This window comes from Aquisphaera insulae (assembly GCF_011064615.1).
In the GTDB taxonomy this organism is placed as follows: domain Bacteria; phylum Planctomycetota; class Planctomycetia; order Isosphaerales; family Isosphaeraceae; genus Aquisphaera; species Aquisphaera insulae.
Window position 1 is genome coordinate 1 of the sequence record NZ_JAALJH010000125.1, and the last position, 20,613, is coordinate 20,613.

At 70.0% G+C, this 20,613-nt stretch carries 19 protein-coding genes; 14 read left to right on the forward strand and 5 right to left on the reverse strand.

The genetic code is table 11. The features are described 5' to 3' along the window. Together G6O54_RS33875 and G6O54_RS33880 are read left to right on the forward strand one after the other, a co-directional pair. A partial coding sequence (locus tag G6O54_RS33875; RefSeq protein WP_205679121.1) for a hypothetical protein occupies positions 1 to 232 on the forward strand: 232 nt, incomplete at its 5' end. A gap of 67 nt (positions 233 to 299) precedes the next feature. Then, a complete protein-coding gene (locus G6O54_RS33880) occupies positions 300 to 1,877 on the forward strand; it encodes a DUF5010 domain-containing protein (protein WP_165234328.1) in 1,578 nt (525 codons plus the stop codon). Between the two features lie 85 nt (positions 1,878 to 1,962). Here the strand turns inward: G6O54_RS33880 and G6O54_RS33885 are convergent, their stop codons facing one another. Then, a complete protein-coding gene (locus G6O54_RS33885; protein ID WP_165234331.1) occupies positions 1,963 to 2,253 on the reverse strand; it encodes a hypothetical protein in 291 nt (96 codons plus the stop codon). A 145-nt stretch (positions 2,254 to 2,398) separates the two neighbouring features. Between G6O54_RS33885 and G6O54_RS33890 the strand changes: the two genes are divergently transcribed. After that, on the forward strand, positions 2,399 to 3,658 hold the full coding sequence (locus tag G6O54_RS33890; protein ID WP_165234334.1) for a mandelate racemase/muconate lactonizing enzyme family protein: 1,260 nt from the start codon (positions 2,399 to 2,401) through the stop codon (positions 3,656 to 3,658). Positions 3,659 to 3,837: 179 nt separating this feature from the next. Here the strand turns inward: G6O54_RS33890 and G6O54_RS33895 are convergent, their stop codons facing one another. Continuing rightward, the gene (locus tag G6O54_RS33895) at positions 3,838 to 4,188 is read right to left on the reverse strand and encodes a hypothetical protein (protein ID WP_165234337.1); all 351 of its coding nucleotides are present in this window, start codon (positions 4,186 to 4,188) and stop codon (positions 3,838 to 3,840) included. A gap of 426 nt (positions 4,189 to 4,614) precedes the next feature. Here G6O54_RS33895 and G6O54_RS33900 point away from each other — a divergent pair, with 426 nt between their 5' ends. Further along, a complete protein-coding gene (locus G6O54_RS33900; RefSeq protein ID WP_165234340.1) occupies positions 4,615 to 5,397 on the forward strand; it encodes a DUF6985 domain-containing protein in 783 nt (260 codons plus the stop codon). Positions 5,398 to 5,744: 347 nt separating this feature from the next. On the opposite strand, the gene G6O54_RS33905 is transcribed toward G6O54_RS33900, so the two are convergent. Then, positions 5,745 to 5,981 (reverse strand): hypothetical protein, encoded by a 237-nt coding sequence (locus G6O54_RS33905; protein WP_165234343.1) that lies wholly within the window; start codon positions 5,979 to 5,981, stop codon positions 5,745 to 5,747. A 336-nt stretch (positions 5,982 to 6,317) separates the two neighbouring features. On the opposite strand from G6O54_RS33905, the gene gyrA reads away from it, so the two are divergent. The 5 genes from gyrA (at position 6,318) to G6O54_RS33930 (ending at position 13,982) form a co-directional block, all read left to right on the forward strand. Then, entirely contained in the window at positions 6,318 to 9,020 is a 2,703-nt protein-coding gene (gene gyrA / locus G6O54_RS33910; RefSeq protein ID WP_250847220.1) for a DNA gyrase subunit A, read from the forward strand. A gap of 250 nt (positions 9,021 to 9,270) precedes the next feature. Then, complete coding sequence (gene rfbB, locus G6O54_RS33915) at positions 9,271 to 10,272, forward strand: dTDP-glucose 4,6-dehydratase (RefSeq protein WP_165234346.1); 1,002 nt, start codon at positions 9,271 to 9,273, stop codon at positions 10,270 to 10,272. 268 nt (positions 10,273 to 10,540) lie between these two features. Then, positions 10,541 to 11,518 (forward strand): GDP-mannose 4,6-dehydratase, encoded by a 978-nt coding sequence (locus G6O54_RS33920; protein WP_165234348.1) that lies wholly within the window; start codon positions 10,541 to 10,543, stop codon positions 11,516 to 11,518. A gap of 109 nt (positions 11,519 to 11,627) precedes the next feature. Further along, a complete protein-coding gene (locus G6O54_RS38630) occupies positions 11,628 to 12,323 on the forward strand; it encodes a Uma2 family endonuclease (RefSeq protein ID WP_165234351.1) in 696 nt (231 codons plus the stop codon). A gap of 165 nt (positions 12,324 to 12,488) precedes the next feature. Continuing rightward, a complete protein-coding gene (locus G6O54_RS33930; RefSeq protein ID WP_165234354.1) occupies positions 12,489 to 13,982 on the forward strand; it encodes a rhamnulokinase in 1,494 nt (497 codons plus the stop codon). Positions 13,983 to 14,128: 146 nt separating this feature from the next. Here the strand turns inward: G6O54_RS33930 and G6O54_RS33935 are convergent, their stop codons facing one another. Together G6O54_RS33935 and larE are read right to left on the reverse strand one after the other, a co-directional pair. Further along, positions 14,129 to 14,758, reverse strand: coding sequence for a hypothetical protein (locus tag G6O54_RS33935; RefSeq protein ID WP_165234357.1), 630 nt, complete (start codon positions 14,756 to 14,758; stop codon positions 14,129 to 14,131). A 3-nt stretch (positions 14,759 to 14,761) separates the two neighbouring features. Continuing rightward, positions 14,762 to 15,676: an ATP-dependent sacrificial sulfur transferase LarE gene (gene larE / locus G6O54_RS33940; RefSeq protein ID WP_250847221.1), complete on the reverse strand. Its 915-nt coding sequence runs from the start codon at positions 15,674 to 15,676 to the stop codon at positions 14,762 to 14,764. Between the two features lie 917 nt (positions 15,677 to 16,593). Here larE and G6O54_RS33945 point away from each other — a divergent pair. The 5 genes from G6O54_RS33945 to G6O54_RS33965 all read left to right on the forward strand — a co-directional run bounded on the left by G6O54_RS33945 (position 16,594) and on the right by G6O54_RS33965 (position 19,782). After that, positions 16,594 to 17,073, forward strand: a complete 480-nt coding sequence (locus G6O54_RS33945; protein WP_165234360.1) for an REP-associated tyrosine transposase — start codon at positions 16,594 to 16,596, stop codon at positions 17,071 to 17,073. Positions 17,074 to 17,416: 343 nt separating this feature from the next. Continuing rightward, complete coding sequence (locus G6O54_RS33950; protein WP_165234363.1) at positions 17,417 to 17,659, forward strand: antitoxin family protein; 243 nt, start codon at positions 17,417 to 17,419, stop codon at positions 17,657 to 17,659. Then, a complete protein-coding gene (locus G6O54_RS33955; RefSeq protein ID WP_165234366.1) occupies positions 17,656 to 18,057 on the forward strand; it encodes a type II toxin-antitoxin system VapC family toxin in 402 nt (133 codons plus the stop codon). Before G6O54_RS33950 ends, G6O54_RS33955 begins: the two co-directional genes overlap by 4 nt. Before the next feature lie 340 nt (positions 18,058 to 18,397). Then, positions 18,398 to 19,336, forward strand: coding sequence for a hypothetical protein (locus tag G6O54_RS33960; protein ID WP_165234369.1), 939 nt, complete (start codon positions 18,398 to 18,400; stop codon positions 19,334 to 19,336). Next, complete coding sequence (locus G6O54_RS33965; RefSeq protein ID WP_165234372.1) at positions 19,315 to 19,782, forward strand: PIN domain-containing protein; 468 nt, start codon at positions 19,315 to 19,317, stop codon at positions 19,780 to 19,782. The genes G6O54_RS33960 and G6O54_RS33965 overlap by 22 nt, the downstream gene beginning before the upstream one ends. Positions 19,783 to 20,613 lie beyond the last annotated feature (831 nt).

Sequence of the window (20,613 nt, forward strand, 5' to 3'; positions counted from 1 at the left end):
CCATGTCAAGGAGTGGCGTCGCGAATCTCCCGGCGCGCGCTTCCGCCGGATGAACCTGATTTCGGATCGCCTCGCCGACGGGGCGAAGCTCATCGGCCTCGACGTGGAGGCGGTGGATGATCCCCATGCTCCTATTCCGGGATGGTCGGAAGACGATCCGCTCTTCAAGGAGTGGCAGGAGGCCATGAGTGAATATCGACGCCAGGTTGAGGATGACCCGAATCGGCTCTGACGCCGAAAGCTCGATCAGGGTCGAGCGTTTTCTCCTCCCGCCGCGATCCACGCCGGAGAATACGATCATGAGCACTCGACGGACGTTCCCACTGGCCGGCTTGATCGTCATGACGGTCGCCTCGGCCGCGCCGGCCCAGCCCCCGACCGGCCCCGAGTTCACCACGCCGCTCGGGCCGCACGTGGGGCTGAAGGATTCCGACTTCGCCGGCGCGCGGGCCTTCCGATCCAACGACAAGATCGTGATGACGCATTACTTCTACTGGTACGACGAGCCGAGCAAGGCGCACGTCCTCAACGGCGACGGCTCGGACGCCCTGACGACGCATCCGGCCTCGCTGGAGGACTTCTCGTACAGGTCGGCCTCGTGGCACGAATCGCAGCTCCGGGACATGATGGCCGCCGGCATCGACGTGGCGCTGCCGGTGTACTGGGGGGCCCCGTCGGAGCGGAAGCCGGGCGCGGGAATGCACTGGAGCTTCGAGGGCCTGCCGCCGATGGTGAAGGCCGCGGAGGCGATCCTCCGCGAGGGGAAGGCCCCGCCGGCCTTCGGGCTCTTCTACGACACCTCGACGCTCCAGTTCAACTCGTGGGGCGAGCGCGTGGACCTGACCACCGACCGCGGGCGAAGCTGGTTCTACGCGAGCATCCGCGACTTCTTCTCGATGATCCCGCCCCGGCTCTGGGCGCTCGTCGACGGCCGGCCCGTGGTGGTGCTCTACGCGTCCTCGTTCGCGAAGGCCCACGACCAGTCGTGCATCGACTTCGTCAAGCAGCAGTTCGCCCGCGACTTCGGCGGCAAGGTCCCGTACGTCATCCGCGAGGTCTCCTGGAAGGTCCGGGCCGACAACGTCTGCGCCTGGGGCGGCGCCGTGAAGCCGAACTTCGCCGGCGTGGCCGAGATCGGCCCGGGATACGACCACTCGGCCGTCCCCGGCCGCACGCCCCTGGTCGTCGACCGCGAGGGGGGCGCCTTCTACGAGCGGGCCTGGGTCAAGGCCCTCCGCCGCCGGCCGAACATCGTCATCCTGGAGACCTGGAACGAGTTCCACGAAGGGACCACGCTGGCCGCCTCGCGCGAGCACGGCCGCCAGTACATCGACCTCACCCGCAAGTATGTGGACATGTACCGCAAGGGCGTGATCCCGCCGCCCCCCGCCGGGCCGTACGCCGGGGCGAGGTCCATCAGCCTGGCCCTCGGGCCGAAGAACGAGAAGCACGGCCTCGGCCAGGTCGAGGCCGCGGACGGCCTGACGACGGCGGCCACGCTGGACGGCGAGCCTTGCCGGATCACTCGCCCCGGGGCCTCGGGCGGCCAGTACGTCTACATCCAGGTCGACGACAGCTTCCGGACCGACCGCTCCACGGACGCGACGATCGCCGTCGAGTACCGCGACGGCGCCCCCGGCAGCCTCGGCCTCCAGTACGATTCCCACGATCCCACCGCCACGCTCGACGGCGCCTACAAAGATTGCCCCGAAGTCGTCCCGTTCAAGGGCGACGGCACCTGGAAGACGGCGACGTTCACCGTCAAGGACGCCCGGTTCGACGGCTCCCAGAACGGCGGCGCCGATTTCCGGCTCGTCGTCAACGCCCCGTCGCTGGCCGTCCGCAAGGTCACGCTCACGCGGGAGGCCGGCCGCTGATCGACGCGATCCGAGGGCAACGGGCCGTCTCCGGCAGGAGCCGGCCCCGTCCGGCGGCCGGGCGACCGGGGCCCGGAGGGTGGGCTCAGCGCGACTCCGGATCCGGGATCCTTAGCCGCGGCGGGTCGCCCGGGCCGGCCGGGCTTCCCGCCTCCTCATGCGGCTCCTCGCGGACGTGCAGGACGTGCTCCATTCGCGGGTCGACGAACTCCTGCAAGCCGAGCATGCCCCGCCCCACGCCCCCCTTCGGCTTCTTCCGCAGGTAGTAGATGACGCCCCGGTCCTCCAGCCGCAGGGCCAGGCGGTGCAGCCCAAGGAGCGCCGCCGCGCCGGCCAGGACAAGCAGGACCAGGCCGACGACCTTGAACGTCTCCATGCCAGGCTCCCCGGGTTGCGTTCCGATGACCGTCCCGACCATCGGACAGCCCGGCCGGCGCGGATCGCCTGGATTCGCCCCCGCCCTCGCCGCCTGGTACAATCCGCCGATCCGATCGCAGGTCCACATCACGGGAGGTCGATCCATGTCCTGGAATCGTCGACGCGTCCTGGGCGCGGCCGTCGGGGCGCCGCTGGCGGTGGGGATATCTCGGGCCGCGACCGCGGAGCCGCCGCGATCCCTCTCCGTCGCCGAGCTGGCGAAGGTGGCGGCGAAGCCGGTGCTCCGCGCGGAGGAGATCTCCTCGCCGGTGACGATCGCCGCGATGGAGCTGCTCCGCAACGGCCGCGAGTACCTGGTCCGGGTCCGCGACCGCGACGGGGCCGAGGGGCTGAGCGCGACGAATTCGATGCACATGATCTATCTGCATCCGATCTTCGTGGGCCGGATCGCGCCCTTCTTCGTCGGCAAGGACGCCCGCCAGCTCGAGGGCCTGCTCTGGGAGCTCTACCGCCACGCGGACAATTACAAGTACCAGGGGCTGGCCCTCTGGGTCTGCGTGGCCGCCGCCGAGATCGCCGTGCTGGACCTGCTGGGCAGGAAGGCGGGCAGGCCGGCGGGCGACCTGCTCGGCGGCGTGAAGCGGCGTGAGATCGCCGTCTACACGGCCAGCGGCACGCGCGGGAACACGCCCGAGGAGGAGCTCGCCGACCTCAGGAAGCTGGTCGCCGAGTCCGGGGCAAAGGCCCTGAAGTTCCGCCTCGGGGGCCGGATGCGGCGGGACAACGCCGACTCCTTGCCGAAGCGGTCGGAGACGCTGATCCCGATGGTCCGCGAGGCGTTCGGGCCGGACATGACCCTGTACGCGGACTCGAACAGCTCGTACGACGCCGAGGAGGCGATCCGGATCGGCCGCATCATGGAGAAATATCAGTACGCGTTCTACGAGGAGCCCTGCCACTTCGACGATCTCGAGTCGACCCGCGCCGTGGCCGAGGCCCTGTCGATCCCGATCGCGCTGGGGGAGCAGGAGTCGAGCGAGGCCGGCTTCCGGCGGATGATCGCGATGCGGGCCGCGGACGTCGTCCAGCCCGACCTGCACTACTACGGCGGCTTCATCAGGTCGTTGCGCGTCGCCCGGATGGCGGCGGCGGCGGGGATGCCGTGCACCCCCCACATGTCGGGCTCGGGGCTCGGGTATCTCGATGCGGCCCATTTCACGTCGCTCCTGGAGAACCCGGTCGAGTTCACCGAATACAAGGGGAACTCGGCGATCCCGATCTCCTGCGAGACCTCGTCGCTGAAGCCCGAGCGCGGCGTCGTCCGCCTCCCATCCGGGCCCGGCTTCGGGATCACCATCGATCCGGATTACCTCCGCGAGGCGAAGGTGGTGGCGGCGACGTGAGGGGCGGGATCGGCGGGCGGCCGGCGCCGCGGGCGGCTCGTCGATCTTCGCGTCCGCGTCGGCCGGAGAGACGTCGTCGGCCGTGCGGCATGTCGAATGCGGTAGCCCCCTCTCCCTAACCCTCCCCCACACGGGGGGGAGGGGACCGGAAGGCCCACCCCGCCCGGCCGGGGTCGCGTTCATGTCCCGGGCTCGTCGAGCCAGCGGTCCTCGAGGCCCGGCGAGGCCGCCGGCTGTGACGCCGTCGGTTTGCGGGTCGAGGCCGGGCCGCGGAAGACCGAGACCAGCGCGACGGATCCATACACGGCAAACGTGGCGACCCAGATCAGCAGGCTGAGCCCCCCCAGGACGACCAGGAGCGGCCCGAGGATGTCTCGCCCCCCGGCCCAGGCCACCACCGGGAAGGACGTGACGACGATCGCCGCATTCAGCAACGCGGACCTCCAGACGACGCCGCCCAGGGTCAGGCGGAACGGCTCGTCGTGGCGGCACTCGCGATTCGGCTTCGATTTCGCCAGCTCCGGGATCATGGCACCCCCCCGGGAAGGAGTTGAGGAGACGAGGCGACGGGATCGGACATCGGGACGTGGGACCGCCCCGGATTGTACCAGGTTCATCCGGCGGAAGCGTGCCGACGGCAGGAAGAGCGTCCTCGTGAGCGGCGATCGCCATCGTTCCGGGTGGCCGTGGCGGAGACGAAGTCGACGCCACGGGATCGCGACGGCCCGCGCGCCAGGCGCCTTCTCAACTCTCAGCCAGGGCAATCCCGTGGCGTCGCTTCGCTTCGCTACCCCACCCGGCTCGGCCGCCCGCTCCGCGTCAGGCGGCGGGCCTTCCGGGACGAACGTCCGGCCGCCACGCTCCCCGGATCGCCGGTGGGCTTGATTGCGACCCGGATCGCCGCCGGGTACTCTGGCGGTCGCTTGACCGCGGCGGCGCGACACGCGGGGACATCCATGCGGCACGAGCTGTTCGGCGACCTGACGCACGATCGCGACGAGGGGGCGTGGTCGGGGACCCTGCCGCTGCCCCGGCTGGTCGCCTTCGGCCGGCGGACGGAGGCGGCCGACCGGCCGAGCGTCGAGGAGATGATCTCCGGCATCCGCGAGGGGCTCGACCGGGCCATGGAGCGGATGCGCGAACGGCCGGAGCCCGACGTGGTCGCGCGCCTCCGCCGGGCCGCCGAGGCACCGGCCGAGCCGGGCGGGCGGAAAGGCGGCATCCCGGGCCTCTCCGCCGACCAGGAAGCGGCGCTGGACCGCGCCGGCGAGCGATCGCGGGCCGACGACCGCCGCCGCAAGGCCGGCGATTTCCCGATCTGGATCGAGGCCCCGCGCGACGCCGGGCCCGCCCCCGCCCAGGAGGCCGCCGGCCGGCTCCTGATCGATCGCGAGGACGAGATCTGCCGGGCGGTCGTGGGGGTCCTGTTCGCCTCATACCTCCGGTATTACAGGGATGAGCAGGGTCGGTTCGCCAACGAACGGCTCCGCGCCCTGTACGGCCTCCCGGCGATTGCCACGCCCGAAGGCCTGACCGCGATCGCCCACCTGCTCCACGTCTGGATCCCCCGGTTGCAAATCGAGGGCGTCGCGCCGCTCTTCTTCCCGGTCGACTGCGACTGGGAGGCGGAGCACGGCCTGTTCGCCGTCTACCACCCTACCCTCGGCGCCGACTGGACCACCTTCGACGGCCTCCACGACTACACCCTTCTCGATGACGGGCCGGCGGACGGGGGCTGACGGCCCCGCGGGGCGGACTCGCAACCCGAAGCGACCGGGCCCGGCAGACGGACGGAGCCACAGCGGATGTCAACGGGGGTGCCCCCGGGCGGCCTCGCCCGGAGCACCTTCGCGGCCGCTCATGACAGATCCCGGCCGAATTCGAGCATCATCATGCGGCCTCCGGGTGGCCGCCGGAGGCGATGCCAACGGCTCAGAGCAGTTCCACCGGCATTCCAAACGCGTCAGCCGTGACGTGACCAGCGACGCCGACACCCGGAGCGAGGCCGCCAGCCGGGCGGTCAGCGGGGCACGCGTCGGGGCGTCCCCCTCGACCAGCCGGATCACGACATTCGCATCGAGGTAAATCAGCGGTCGCCCCACTCGTCGCGATCGGCCTGGACCTGGGCCAGGATGTCATCACCGCTCCGCAGGACGGCGGCGGTGCCGAACGCATCGGCGATCGATCCACGGGGCCGGGCCGTGGTCGGGACGGGCGTGGGGATGATGACCAGCTCGGCCGCCCCCTCCGTGTCGGGGAGCGGACCTTCCGGGATGAACGTCCGGCCGACGTAGTGGCCGCGGACGATGAGTGCCTGATCCATGGAAAACGCCCCCCAATACGGATGCCTTCACGATACCGCACGCGGCCCCGCGGCGGAAGTCAACCGGGAATCCCGGCCGAATTCGAGCATCAACATGCGGCCTCCGGGTGGCCGCCGGAGCCGGGGGCCGCGGACGGCCCGGCCTGCCTCACAGAAAGCATTGCGACGATTGGATTTAGAGGCGTCCGCCGGGGGGCCGCCGCGGTTGCGTCGGGGGGGCGTTTCGGGTACAATGGGACCTTTCGCCGAGAAGGCTGACCACCGGGGGGTGTCGCGCGGGGATGCGCGGCGCGTCGGTGGCAAGATGTCCGACGCCCGCCAGGGGATGGAATTATCGTGAGCACCGCCGAAGCCCCGCCCACCGCACCGCTCGAGCCGACGCCGCTGAACATCGAGGAGGAGCTGAAGGAGAGCTACCTCACCTATGCGATGTCGGTCATCATCAGCCGCGCCCTGCCGGACATCCGCGACGGGCTGAAGCCCTCGCAGCGGCGGATCCTGGTGGCGATGCGGGACCTCGGGCTCACGCCCGGGGCCGCGACGAGCAAGTGCGCGGGCATCGTCGGCGAGACGATGAAGCGGTATCACCCGCACGGGGATAACTCGATCTATCCCACCCTGGCCCGGATGGCCCAGTGGTGGAACATGCGGCACCTGCTGATCACCGGCCAGGGGAACTTCGGCAGCATCCACGGCCTGCCCCCGGCGGCCATGCGGTACACCGAGGCCAAGCTCAGCCCGGTGGCCGCGGAGATGATCGAGGACATCAACCTCGACACCGTCGACTTCCAGCCCAATTACGACGAGAAGTACCAGGAGCCGCGGGTCCTCCCGGGCAAGTTCCCGAACCTGCTGGTCAACGGCTCCGGCGGCATCGCCGTGGGCATGGCCACGTCGATCCCGCCCCACAACCTGGGCGAGGTCTGCGACGCCACCATCGCCTACATCGACAACCCGGCAATCGACCTCGACGAGATCATGGAGCACATCCCCGGCCCGGACTTCCCCACCGGGGGGATCATCTGCGGCCAGATGGGCATCAAGGAGGCCTACCTCAACGGCCGCGGCCGGGTCGTGCTGCGGGGCCGCTCCACCATCGAGGAGCTCAAGGACGGGCGGTCGCAGATCATCTTCACGGACATGCCCTACCAGCTCACCCGGGAGCCGCTCCTCAAGAAGCTGGCGGAGCTGGTCAACTCGGGCCGGATCACGGGCGTCTCGGACATCGCCGACGAGAGCGACCGCAAGCAGCCGGTCCGGATCGTGGTGAAGCTCAAGAAGGGGGAGGACCCGACCGTCGTCCTCAACCAGCTCTACGAGTTCTCCCCGCTCCAGGACACCTTCAGCGTGATCATGCTGGCCCTGGTGGACGGCCGGCCCAAGACGCTCCCCCTCAAGGAATTCCTCCGGCTCTTCGTCGAGCACCGGATCGTCGTCATCCGGCGGCGGACCCAGTACCAGCTCCGCCAGGCGAAGCAGCGGGCCCACATCGTCGAGGGCCTGCTGATCGCGCTCCATCACATCGACGAGATCATCCGGATCATCCGGACCTCGCGCGACGACAACGAGGCGCGGCTGCGGCTGATGGGCCTGGAGGTCTCCGCCCAGATCCTCCAGCGGGCGCTCAACGATCCCGATGCCAGGGAGTCCACCAGCCTGACCCGGATGCAGGCCGACGCCATCCTCTCGATGCAGCTCCGCCGCCTGACCGGCCTGGAGGCCGACAAGCTCGCGGCCGAGTACCTCGGCCTGAAGGCGGACATCGACCGCTACGAGGCGATCCTCGCCGACGAGCAATTGATCCTCAACCTGATCCGCGAGGACCTCCTCGAGCTCAAGTCGAAGTACGCCGAGCCCCGCCGGTCGGAGATCTCCGACGAGGAGGTCGGCGACTTCGACAAGGAGGCCCTGATCCGCGAGGAGTACATGGTGGTGACCGTCACCCACGACGGCTACATCAAGCGCCAGCTCCCCAGCACCTACCGCGCCCAGGGCCGCGGCGGCCGGGGCATCGCGGCCACCAACACCCGCGACGGCGACTTCCTCGAGCACATGTTCGTGGCGCTCACCCACGACTACATCCTCTTCTTCACGGACCGGGGGAAGGTCTACTGGATCAAGGTCTACGACCTGCCGATGGCCACCCGGACCAGCGGCGGCCGGGCGATGGTCAACCTGCTCCAGCTCGCCGAGGGGGAGAAGGTCACGGGGCTGGTCCCGGTCCGCGAGTTCCGCGAGGACGAGTCGCTGCTGATGGTCACCCGCCGGGGCACCGTGAAGAAGACCGAGCTGACCGCCTTCCGCCGGCCGCTCGGCCGCGGGATCATCGCGCTGGGCCTGGACGAGGGGGACACCCTCATCGGCGTCAACCGCGTCAAGGCCGGCGACCAGGTCATCCTGAGCACCCGCGACGGCATGGCGATCCGGTTCGACGAGTCGGACGTCCGCTCGATGGGCCGCCCCGCCTACGGCGTCAGGGGCATCAGCCTCCAGGACGACGACGAGGTCGTGGGCATGGTCGTGGCCAACGGCCCGGAGGATCCCGCCAGCCTGCTGACGGTCTGCAGCAACGGCTACGGCAAGCGGACGACGCTGGCCGAGTACCGCTCCCAGAACCGCGGCGGCAAGGGCCTCATCGACATCAAGACGAGCGACCGCAACGGCCCGGTCGTGGCCATCGCCAAGGTCACCGACGCCGACGAGGTGATGCTCACCACCGCGAAGGGCGTCCTGATCCGCACCCGGGTCGCCGACACCCGCCCGATCGGCCGCAATACCCAGGGCGTCCGCCTGATCCGCCTGGACGAGGGGGACACCCTGAGCAACCTCGCCAAGCTCCCCGAGGAGGAGCTCACCGTCGACGCCCCCCTCGGCGACGGCCACGGAGCCCACGACGGCGACGGTGACGGCCTCGCCAACGGCTCCGCCGCGATCGACGGGGCCCCCTCCCCCCACCTCCTGGACGACGGCGTCGCCGAGGCCGAGGCCAGCGACCACCTCGACGACGAGGATCTTGCCGGCGACGAGGAGGATGCCTGAGCGCCGGTCCCGCGGCGCCGGGGGGCCGCGGGCATTGGGGGCTGGCTCCCAGTCTTCGAGGTGCCTGTCCCCATTTCCCGGGCGTCGCATCACCGATCGCCCCCGCCTTCGCCTTCGACCCCGCCCCCGCCTTCGCCTTGCGGCAATCGGCCCGGGCCGATAACCTCTGGCCAATGGCATCCCCTGCGCGGACTGGCGAGGCGGGGCATGGGGCGGCACCTGACCGGTTTGGATAAGGATGAGGATGCGCATGGAGCACGCGATCAAGAACATCCTGGTGACGGGCGGATGCGGGTTCATCGGCGCGAACTTCATCCGGCTGGAGCTGGCCGAGCATGAAGACCTCTCGATCACGAACATCGACGCCCTGACGTATGCCGGCAACCCGGACAACCTCGCCGACCTGGCGGGCCACCCGCGGTATCGGTTCGTCAAGGGGGACATCGCCGACCGCGCGACGGTCTTCGACCTGGTCGCCTCCGGCGGCTTCGACGCCCTGGTGAACTTCGCGGCCGAGAGCCACGTGGACCGGTCGATCGACGACGCCACGCCGTTCCTCCGCACCAACGTCATCGGCACCCAGACGCTGCTGGACGCCGCCCGCGCGGCCAAGGTCCCGCGCTACGTCCAGGTCTCCACCGACGAGGTGTACGGCACCCTCGGCCCGAAGGACCCGGCCTTCGAGGAGTCCACCCCGCTGGCCCCCAACAGCCCGTACTCGGCCAGCAAGGCCGGGGCGGACTTCCTGGTCCGCGCCGCGTTCCACACCCACGGCATGAACACGGTCATCACCCGCTGCTCCAACAACTACGGCCCGTACCAGTTCCCGGAGAAGCTGATCCCGCTGTTCATCACCAACGCCCTGGACGAGAAGCCGCTGCCGGTCTACGGCGACGGCATGCAGGTCCGCGACTGGATCCACGTCCGCGACCACTGCCGGGGCGTCGCCGCGGCCCTGCGCCGCGGGCGGCCCGGCGAGGTCTACAACTTCGGCGGCCGGAGCGAACGCTACAACATGGACGTGACGAAGGCCGTGCTCAAGCTGACCGGCCGGCCGGAGACCCTGATCCGCCACGTCACCGACCGCCCCGGCCACGACCGCAGGTACGCCGTGAACTGCGCCAAGTCGGAGGCCGAGCTCGGCTGGACGCAGACCGTGACCTTCGAGCAGGGCCTGGCCGAGACCGTCGCGTGGTATCGGGCGAATTCCACCTGGATCGACCGCGTCCGCTCGGGGGCCTACCGGGGATGAGCGCGTCGGGCGGAATCCGGGAGGGCGAGGCTCCCGCCGAGCCCGGCGCCGGCCGTGGCATCGCGAGAAGGGCCATGCGCGAGGCGAGCCCTCCGGTGCCCTCCCCCCCGCGTGGGGGAGGGTTAGGGAGAGGGGGCGACCGCCGTCGACAGGCCGCACAGGCTCGGCATCATGGCGTCCTTTTCTCATCCGCTCATTCTCCATTCCGGTCAGGACGTGAACGGCGCGCGGCGAACCGATCCGCCCTCATCCCCCAAGGAGGCGGCCGTTGCGAGCGCTCGTGACCGGTGCGTCGGGCTTCGTCGGCGGGCATCTCTGCGAGCACCTGGTCGCCAGCGGCGATCAGGTGGTGGGCCTCTCCGCGGCCGGCCGCTGGCCGGCCGCGCGGGGCGAGCTCTCGCGGTCGGTCCGGCTCGAGGCGATCGACCTGGCGGACGTCGCCGAGGACGTCCTGGCGGACCTGATCCGCCGCAAGCGCCCCGAGGCCATCTACCACCTGGCCGCCCAGTCGAACCCGAGCAAGAGCATCGACGACCCCCGCGGGACCTGGGCGCTGAACCTCGGCGGGACGCTCAACCTGCTGGAGGCCGTGAAAGCCGCAACGGCCCAGGCGGCCCTCGACCCCAAGCCTCGCGTCGTCCTCGTCGGCTCGGGGGTCTGCTACGGCAACCCCGATCCGGATCGCATCCCGGTCCGCGAGGACTGCCCCTTGCGGCCGAACAACCCGTACGCCGCCAGCAAGGGGGCGGCCGACCTGGTGGGCATCCAGCACGCGCTCGGCCACGGCGCCGACGTCGTCGTGGTCCGGCCCTTCAACCACGCCGGCCCCGGGCAATCTCCCTCCTACGTCCTGGCGGCGCTGGCGCTCCAGGTCGCGGAGGTCGAGGCCGGCAAGAAGGCCCGCGTGGAGGTCGGCAACCTCGACGTGGTCCGCGACTTCACCGACGTCCGCGACGTGGTCCGCGGCTATCGATTACTCGCCCTCCACGGCCGGGCCGGCGAGGTCTACAACCTCGGCTCCGGCCGGGGGACGAGGATCGCCGACGCGGCGGGTCATCTCGCCTCGCTCGCTCGCATCCCCGTGGAGATTCACGTCGATCCCGCCCGCGTCCGCCCCGTCGATCAGCCCCTGCTCGTCGCCGACGCGACCCGGCTCCGCGAGGCCACCGGCTGGCAGCCCGAGTTCACCATCGAGCAGACCCTCGCCGACATGCTCGACCACTTCCGCCGGAGCCTGCCGGCGTAGGCCGAACGGAGGCCAGGCCGCCCCCGCCTCCGCCCCGATGGCCGCCCTTCCCGCCCCGGCGTATGATGGATCGTGACGGGAACCCATCGTCACGAAGGGAGCCGAAGCCATGAGCACCGCGACCCCTGAGGCCAAGCCGGCCGTCATCCCGCCGCTGGATAACGGCGACGTGCTGACCCGCGAGGAGTTCGAGCGCCGCTACGACGCGATGCCCGAGCTGAAGAAGGCGGAGCTTCTCGAAGGCGAGGTTTTCATGGGATCTCCGGTGAGACAAAGAGAGCATAGCCTCCCGCACACGCAGCTCTCGTGCTGGCTGGGCACTTATGCGGCGTTCACGCCCGGCGTGGAGCCTGGGGATAACGGCAGCGTGCGGCTGGACGACGACAACGAGCCCCAGCCCGACCTCCTGCTGATGATCCGCCCGGAGAACGGCGGCCGCGCGCGGATCGATGAAGAGGGCTACATCGAGGGCGCGCCGGAGCTGGTCGCGGAGGTCGCGGCCAGCAGCGCGAGCCGGGACGCGAACCGGAAGCTGCGGATCTACCGCAACCATGGCGTCCTCGAATACATCCTCTGGCGGGTCCTCGACGAGAAGCTCGACTGGTTGATCCTCCGCGAGGGCCGCTACGAGGAGCTCGCCGCGACGGCCGACGGGGTGCTCCGGAGCGAGGTCTTCCCGGGGCTCTGGCTGGATCGGGGGGCCCTGCTCCGGGGCGAGATGCCGCGGGTGTTGGCGGTGCTCCAGGAGGGGATCGCGACGCCCGAGCATGCGGCGTTCGTGGGGCGGCTGAATCCGCCGCGGTGATCCGCCCGAGGGGAGCCGTCGGCGGTTTCCTCCGCGTCCGCCGCGTCCTTGCCCCGCGCGGGGGGCACCCTTATCATGGGCGGTCATCCGGAGCCTTTTCCCGATCCCTCCGGAGGACCCCGGGGCGAGCCGGGGCCGGCCCTCGCGAGGGGAGATGCGACGCGGATGGCGACGACGACCGATTACCTGGCGCTCGACCTGGGGGCCGAGAGCGGCCGCGGCATGCTCGGCCGGTTCGACGGCGAGCGGATCGTGCTGGAGGAAGTCCATCGCTTCCCCAACCAGCCCGTCAAGCTGCTGGACACCCTGCACTGGGACCTCCCCCGGCTCTTCGACGACATGAAGACGGCCATCCGCAAGGCCGGCTCCTTCGGCGCGGTGCTCGACGGCATCGGCGTCGACACCTGGGGCGTGGACTTCGGCCTCATCGGCCGCGGCGAGACCCTGCTGGGCAACCCGGTGCACTACCGCGACGCCCGGACCGACGGCATGATGGACGCCGCCTTCGCCGCCGTCCCCCGCGCGCGGATCTACGAGGCCACCGGCCTCCAGTTCCTCCCCTTCAACACCATCTTCCAGTTGCTGGCCCTCCGCCGGGCGAAGTCCCCCCTGCTGGACGTCGCCGAGACCCTGCTGATGATGCCCGACCTGTTCGGCTGGCTGCTCACCGGCCGCCGGGCCGGCGAGCGCACCGACGCCTCCACCACCCAGCTCCTGGACCCCCGCACCGGCACCTGGTCGGACGAGCTCTGCGCCGCCCTGGACCTCCCCCGCGCCATCCTGCCGGGCCTGATCGACCCGGGGACCGAGCTCGGCCCCCTGCTCCCCTCGGTCGCCGCCGACGCCGGGCTGACCCGGCCCGTGTCGGTCATCGCGCCGGGGACGCATGACACGGCCAGCGCCGTGGCCGCCGTGCCCGCCCTATCATCGTCGCCATCCGGGCCACCCGACTGGTGCTACCTCAGTTCCGGCACCTGGTCCTTGCTTGGTGTCGAAGTTTCGCAACCCGTCATCACCCCCGAAACGATGCGGTATAATCTCACCAACGAGGGGGGCGTGGCGGGGACGACTCGACTGCTCAAGAACATCATGGGATTGTGGCTCGTCCAGGAAAGCCGTCGGACCTGGGCCCGCGCCGGGCGGGAAATGACTTATGAGGAACTGACTGCCCGGGCCCAGGTTGCCCCCCCATTTTCCGCACTCGTCGATCCGGATGATCCCTCGTTCCTCTCCCACGGGGACATGCCGGCCCGACTGGCGGCCTACTGCACGCGGACGAATCAGACCCTCCCGGCCGACGAGGGGGCGATCGTCCGCTGCTGCCTGGAGAGCCTGGCCCTGAAGTACCGCTGGACCATCGAGCGGATCGAGGCCATCCTCGGCACGACCATCCGCACCATCCACGTCGTCGGGGGCGGCAGCAAGAACGCCCTCCTCTGCCAGTTCACCGCCGACGCCTGCGGCCGGCCGGTCCACGCCGGGCCCGTCGAGGCCACGGCCATCGGCAACATCCTCATGCAGGCCATCGGCCGCAAGAAGCTCGGCTCCATCCAGGACCTCCGCGCCGTCGTCGCCCGGTCGTTCCCGGCCGTCGTCTACGAGCCCCGCGACACCGCCGCCTGGGACGCCGCCGCCGGCCGCTTCGCCGCCCTGCTGTAAGAGAGGAGGGGCGAGGGGGAAGGGACGAGGGACGAGGAGGAAGGGACGAGGGGCGAGGGGCGAGGAGGAAGGGGCGAGGGGCGAGGAGGAAGGGACGAGGGGCAAGGGGCGAGGGGACGCCCGTCGGAGCAGCCGACTCCGCGTCCTCACCGCTTCGGGACCGGCTCTCCGCACGACCGGCAGACCGTGGCGCTCATGTGCAGGGGCTTGCCGCATCGCGGGCAGACCCTCAGGCCGGCCTCCATCTTGACCGCGGCCGATGGCAACGGTGAGGGCGATGGTGACGGCACCGGCGGCAATGGTGATGGTGATGGTGACGGTGACGGCACCGGCGCGGATGCCACCGCCACCGCCGGCTCCTGGAAGCGCTGGGCCCATTGCTCCAACTGCTCGAGGTCAAGGGCGTCCATGTCGGCCGTCCGCGACCCGCTCGACGCGGCCGCGGCCCTCGTCGACCCGCCCCGTCGCGAGCCGTCCTCGCCCGCGCCGTTGCCGGCGGACTGGGCGGATTCGGGGACGGGGACGACCCGGCCGCAGTCCGGGCACTTACCCGCCTCCGGCCGATCCTCGGCCCGGACCTTGAGCCGCCGCCCGCAGGGACAGGGGAAGCGGATGAAGCCGTCGCCCGCCGAGGCCCCGGCGTCCGCCCCCGCCGCCGCGGCGTCGGGGCTCCGGCGGACCCGGATCTTGGCCCCGCATCGCGGGCATTTCACCCGCTCCGCGGCGTCCGCGGGGACCTCCAGCGTCTCTCCGCACCGGCACTTCACGCGAGCCATGGATCACCGCCCGTTGCCGTTGCCGTTGCCGTTCGTCTTGATCCCGGCGGCCGGCCGGAGCATCAGGCTGTCGGCCGGGATCAGGCCGTTCAGGCTGCCGGATCGGAACCCTTCCAGGTCGAGGGTCACGAACTTGAAGCCGAGCTCCCGGAAGGCCGGGACGAGCGCCTCGCGGACATCGGGGCGGACCAGGTTGGGGAGCTCGTCCAGCGGCACCTCCACGCGGGCGAGGTCGCCGTTGTGATAGCGGACGCGGAGCAGCCGCAGCCCCCGGGCGCGGAGCCACTGCTCGGCCCGGTCGATCATCCGGACCCGCTCCGGCGTCACGGCCTCGCCGTAGGCGATCCGGCTCGAGAGGCAGGGCGTCGCCGGCTTGTCCCAGGTGGGCAGGCCCCACGCCTTGGCGAGCGCCCGGACGTCCTCCTTGCCGAGCCCGCATTCCTGCAGCGGGTGGCGGACGCCGTTCTCCCCCGCCGCCCTCATGCCCGGCCGGTGGTCGCCCGCGTCGTCGGTGTTCGCCCCGGAGGCGATCACGTCCGCGCCCAGGGTGGCGAGCATCCCCGAGAGCCGCCCATAGAGCTCGCTCTTGCAGAAGTAGCAGCGGTCGGGCGCGTTCTTCAGATAGTCCGGGTTGGCGAACTCCTCGGTGCGGATCACCCGGTGCCGGATGCCGATCTGGCGGGCGAGCTCGCGCGCCTCGTCGAGCTCCCCCGAGGCCAGGCTGTCGGACACGGCCGTCACCGCGACCGCCGCGTCGCCGACCGCCTCGTAGGCCGCCTGGGCGACGACCGTGCTGTCGATCCCCCCGGAGTACGCCACCGCGATCCGGCCATAACTCCGCAGCGCCTCGATCAGCGCATCGCGGCGGGCGATCAGCGACGGCTCCGTCCCCGTCCAGGTGCTCAGGGCCTGGGTCAACGCACACCTCCCCGGACCGACTCGTTACCCTGCGAAAGCGCGCCGTCCGCGATCCCCGTGATCCCGGCCCGCCCACCGATTGTAGGCCCCCGCCCCCCCGATCCTCAAGCCGCCGCGCGTCCCGCCCCCCCGGATGCGTCCTTCCCGGCCCTCGCCCCGCGCCCCCCTGGCCGGCCGAAATGGACCTGGATCGGCCCGCGATGTTTCCCGCGAAACGGTCGCAAGTCCTTGCGGCCATTCATCCCGGCGGGGCTCGCACTCGCAATCGGCCTGACCTGCCCTGCCCGTCCCAGGTCGACGATCCGCGTCTCGACACCTCGCGACCGCTCGCGGCAGCCCAAAGCCGGCCCGCGTCCGGGCGGCCGGGGCGGAGCAGGCGAACCCCCCCCGGGGAAATGCCCCCGAGCCGGCCGGCGCGGGATCCCCCCCGGGGAAAAACCTCTGGGCCGGCGCGGGATCCGGAGGACAGGCATTCCTGCCTGTCCTGCCTCTTCCGCGTGGTCCCCAATGGCAGACAGGAATGTCTGCCCCCCGGAGAAAAACCTCCGGGCCGGCCGGCGCGGGATCCCTCCGGGGAAAAACCCCCGGGCCGGCCGGTGAGGGATCCGGAGGACAGGCATTCCTGCCTGTCCTGCGTCTTCCGTCCTGCGTCTTCCGTCCTGCGTCTTCCGTCCTGCGGCTTCCGTCCTGCGGCTTCCGTCCTGCGGCTTCCGTCTTGCATCTTTCGAGGCAGACAGGAATGTCTGCCCTCTTGACCATGCATCATGGAAGCGCGAGTTTGGACGGATCCGAAGCAAGCGGACATGGGGGACAGGCATTCGTGCCTGTCCGTCTTCCGTCCGTGCCTGTCCGTCTTCCGTCTTCTTCGTGTCCGTTTTCTCCGCGTCTTCTCCAAGGTCAACGAGGAGAGAGGCCGCATGAATCGGGGACAGCCGCCGGAGCCCGCGGTTCAGAGAACCTGGAGGCACCTGCCCCACTGGGAGCTTTCCGGGAGCACCTACTTCGTGACGTTCCGGCTCTCCAAGGCCGCGCCGCCGCTCTCGCCGGAGGAACGCACGATCGTCCTCGAGCACATCCGGAGTGGTGGGGGCACCTATTATCGGCTCTCGGGCGTGGTGGTGATGCCCGATCATGTGCATCTGGTTCTCCGCCCCGAATCGGGTTTCAGCCTGTCCCGAATCCTCAAAGGCATCAAGGGGGTCTCGGGGCGGCTGCTGAACCAGCGCCGCGGGGTTCGAGGAGCCGCCATCTGGCAGGACGAGTCCTGGGATCGGATCATGCGCGACGAGCGGGAGTACCTGTCCACCCTCGAGTATCTGATGGGCAACCCCATCCGTGCGGGCCTCTGTCAGAATCCCGATGAGTATCCCTGGCTGTATCGGGAACCGGAGCCGTAGGACAGGCATTCCAGCCCGTCCGAGGGCCCCAAATGGCAGACAGGAATGTCTGCCCCCCGGAGGAACAAGGAGGACAGGCATTCCTGCCTGTCCTGTGGAGGAGGAAGCCCCGAGGCCAGCGAGGGGTGAAATGGAGGACAGGCATTCCTGCCTGTCCTGCCTCTTCCGCGTGGTCCCAAATGGCAGACAGGAATGTCTGCCCCCCGGAGCGGACGCTCCGGAGGCCTGGGCGGGTGGATGACCCGTTCGGCGAGCAGTTGCCGGGGATTCTTGGAAATGGGCATGGTGATGGCCGGGGAGTTACAATGATCCGGAACGCCGTCGATTTCCAGGGAGGACGATCATGAAGACGATCCACGCCGTTTATGAGAATGGCGTCTTCCGGCCCACCGAGCCGGTGGACCTGCCCGAAGGGAGCGCCGTGCTTGTCGAGCCGACGACGGATGGCGTGCGTCAGCCGCAGCCGTCCGATCCGGAGTTCGCCCACATGGATCCCGGGCTGGCGAAGATCTACGCGATCCTCTCCCATCGTTATGATGGCGGCTCACCGGACGCTTCCGCCCGTCACAACGAGCATCAGCCGTGACGCCGGTGTTCCTCGATACGGCCGGCCTGATTGCCGTCTGGGAGCGTGCCGACCAGTGGCATGCGGAGGCCTCGGGCAGCTTCCGGCTCCTTCTGGACCGTGGCACGCCGCTGGTGACGACGCCGCATGTCCTCCTGGAGTGTGGCAATACGTGCGCCCGGCGCCCCTGCCGCCGAGATGTGGCCGAACTCCGCCGCGACCTGATGTCGACCGGTCGTCTGGTCGAACCGACCCCTTCGGAGATTGAAGCCGCATGGTCCGCTTATGAACGGGGCGAAGCCGGCCAGGCCGGCATCGTGGATCACGTCTCCTTCGCGGTGATGCGACGACTCGGCCTCTCCCGGGCGTTCACTAACGACGCCCATTTCCGAGCGGCCGGTTTCGAGACGCTGTATTGAACGAGACTGACAGGGCGTGGTTTTGGCCTGGAATCGTGACACGCAGGAATGTCCGTCCCCCGAGCAGGAGACCCGAGGCCGGCGAAGAAGGCCCAGGGGTTCATTTCTTGAACTTGAAGGTGGAGGGGGCCGGAGCGGGGAAGCGGGTGCCGCCGGAGCTGGACGACGAGCCGGCGGAGGGGCTGGGGGAATGGATTGGGTCCGGGGCTCACGCCGCGACATAGCCGAAACCACCGCGAGGCCGGCGACTGGGCACGCGACAGGCTTCCTCGACTCGTGTACACTCGGATGAGTCCCCGGAGCCGGGCACCGGGCCGAGGAAACGGAGAGGAGGCCGCCCATGAGCATCGTCACCATCAGGAGCGTGCGGCGGTTCGAGCACGGGTTGCCGAGCGAGCCGCTGGGCCGCGCGCTCAGCGGGATGCAGGAGGTCGTGCGGCTGTCGATCGCGATGGCGTTTCGGGGTCAGAGCACGCCGCGGAGCAAGCGGCCGGGCTGGCTGCAACGCATGTCCGACCTTCGCTTCCTCGGCTTCGACGCCCACGACGGGACGTCCCTTCGCTTCGAGGCGCCCGCCCTTGGCGAGGCCGCCCCCGAGCTCTACCGGCAGGGCGAGTTCTTCTGGATCGAACGCCCGGACGCCGACGACACGGGGTTCGACATCCTGGGCGACGTGCTCCAGGACGTGGCCGAGGCGAAGGAGGACAGCGACCGATTCGACCCCGGACTCCTCGGACGACTTCGAGCTTACAGCACGGTCATCCACCGCAATTTCGACGAGTTCCGCATCGCCACCCGCCGCCACCACGCCAACCACCCCGCGCGGATTGACGCCCGGGTCGTGGAGCAGGCCCGCACGCTTCACGACCGCACCCCGCCCCCCCAGGCCGCCCTGATCATGGGGACCCTCGACATGATCCGGGCCAGTACCCAGGCCTTCGGCCTGCGGATCGCGGACGGTCGGGAGGTCGCCTGCACCTATTCGGGCACCGACGTGACGGAGCTGTCCCCGCTTCTGAGCCTGCCGGTCCTCGTCACGGGCCGGGCCGTCTTCCGGACCTCTGGCGGACTCCTCCGCATGGAGGCCGATCACGTCCGGCTGGCCAACGACTCCGACGCCTTCTTCGCCCGGCTTCCCCGTCCCAACGGGGCAACCTTCAACCTCGGGCGGGTCCTCCACGAGCAACGACACAAGCGCGGGGTCGCGGCAATCCTGGGCCAGTGGCCGGGCGATGAAACCGATGAGGAGCTCCAGGCGTGGCTCAAGGAAATGGGCTGAGCAGCACCTCAACACGCTACATCCTGGATACCAGCATCGCCTTGTTCCTGATTCGCGGGGGTGCCGTGGGGATCCAGATCGATGCTTCCTTTGGCCTGAGCCGGAAGGCGACCCCCGCCCTCGTGAGCGTCGTGACCATCGGCGAGTTGATGGCCCTCTCGTACCGCGCGGGGTGGGGAGTGGAAAAACAGTCCCGCTACGACAAGCTCCTTCAGGAGCTGGTGCGGATCGACATCAACGACGCCGTCATCCTTGATGCCTACGCACGGATCGATTGCGCCGCCGTCGCACAGGGAAAAAAGCTCTCAAAAAATGATCTCTGGATCGCCGCGTGTGCACGGGCCACAGGCTCGGCGCTTCTTACCACGGACAAGGACTTTGACTTCCTTGAGGGCGTATGGATCCGCCGCATCTGGATTGATCCCAGCACGGGCAAGGCACCATGAGCCCCGCCACGGGGATGCTCGGCGAGGTGTTCAGGAGGCGAACCCGGAGATCCAGAACCCGACGACCCTCCGCCGGCTGATCGTCGACCCGAGCGAGCGGGAAAAGTGGATGGCGATGCAGGCCGACGTGAAGGGGAACATCCACGAGGGGCTCTTGGCCAAGAGTGAGGCCGACAGCCCCAGGAGGGCCAGTACTTCACGCCGCGCGAGCTGATCCGGGGAAGCCCGAGGGGGACAGGGAAGCCCGAGGGGGACAGGGAAGCCCGAGGGGGACATAGCGATTGGCCGCGGGCGTCTGGACGATCCCGGCGATCATCCGTCGGGAGCGATTCCGGGGATGGAATGATAGGGACATGACGAGTCCACGCCGTTTCCCTGGGCAAAGCGAGACAGCGGCGAAGTGGCCGTGGTGTTCCACCACGGCCACCCGGCGGGATGAGCCTCCGTGCTTGTGGATCAGGACGAGCCCTGGTCCGGGCGTGATGAGGCGATCCGGTGCGTCGGCGCTGCGGCTGATACACCCGGCAGGAGAACGCGTCCGGACCGGATCGCTGGTCCGTCGCGCGCTTTTTCCATTTTGGTGAAACTCGCCCCCTCGATTTCGGGATTGTATTGAGAAAGGGCCGCGAGGACGACGAACACGCCGCGCGACGTCGCGACGGCGATGGACCCGCGCGCACCCACCCTCTCGGACCTGCTCCGCTCCACCCGAGGGCCGGCACCATGATCAGCGACGCCCGAATCGAGGCCAATCGCCGCAATGCCAGGAAGAGCACCGGGCCGAAGACCGAGGCCGGCAAGATGGTCTCGCGGCTCAACGGACTGGTCCAC

Excerpts from the sequence above, each read along its gene's own strand:
- G6O54_RS33880 (WP_165234328.1), top strand. The coding sequence starts at position 300 with ATGAGCACTCGACGGACGTTCCCACTGGCCGGCTTGATCGTCATGACG.
- G6O54_RS33885 (WP_165234331.1), bottom strand. The coding sequence starts at position 2,253 with ATGGAGACGTTCAAGGTCGTCGGCCTGGTCCTGCTTGTCCTGGCCGGC.
- G6O54_RS33890 (WP_165234334.1), top strand. The coding sequence starts at position 2,399 with ATGTCCTGGAATCGTCGACGCGTCCTGGGCGCGGCCGTCGGGGCGCCG.
- G6O54_RS33895 (WP_165234337.1), bottom strand. The coding sequence starts at position 4,188 with ATGATCCCGGAGCTGGCGAAATCGAAGCCGAATCGCGAGTGCCGCCAC.
- G6O54_RS33900 (WP_165234340.1), top strand. The coding sequence starts at position 4,615 with ATGCGGCACGAGCTGTTCGGCGACCTGACGCACGATCGCGACGAGGGG.
- G6O54_RS33905 (WP_165234343.1), bottom strand. The coding sequence starts at position 5,981 with ATGGATCAGGCACTCATCGTCCGCGGCCACTACGTCGGCCGGACGTTC.
- rfbB (WP_165234346.1), top strand. The coding sequence starts at position 9,271 with ATGGAGCACGCGATCAAGAACATCCTGGTGACGGGCGGATGCGGGTTC.
- G6O54_RS38630 (WP_165234351.1), top strand. The coding sequence starts at position 11,628 with ATGAGCACCGCGACCCCTGAGGCCAAGCCGGCCGTCATCCCGCCGCTG.
- G6O54_RS33930 (WP_165234354.1), top strand. The coding sequence starts at position 12,489 with ATGGCGACGACGACCGATTACCTGGCGCTCGACCTGGGGGCCGAGAGC.
- G6O54_RS33935 (WP_165234357.1), bottom strand. The coding sequence starts at position 14,758 with ATGGCTCGCGTGAAGTGCCGGTGCGGAGAGACGCTGGAGGTCCCCGCG.
- G6O54_RS33945 (WP_165234360.1), top strand. The coding sequence starts at position 16,594 with ATGAATCGGGGACAGCCGCCGGAGCCCGCGGTTCAGAGAACCTGGAGG.
- G6O54_RS33950 (WP_165234363.1), top strand. The coding sequence starts at position 17,417 with ATGAAGACGATCCACGCCGTTTATGAGAATGGCGTCTTCCGGCCCACC.
- G6O54_RS33960 (WP_165234369.1), top strand. The coding sequence starts at position 18,398 with ATGAGCATCGTCACCATCAGGAGCGTGCGGCGGTTCGAGCACGGGTTG.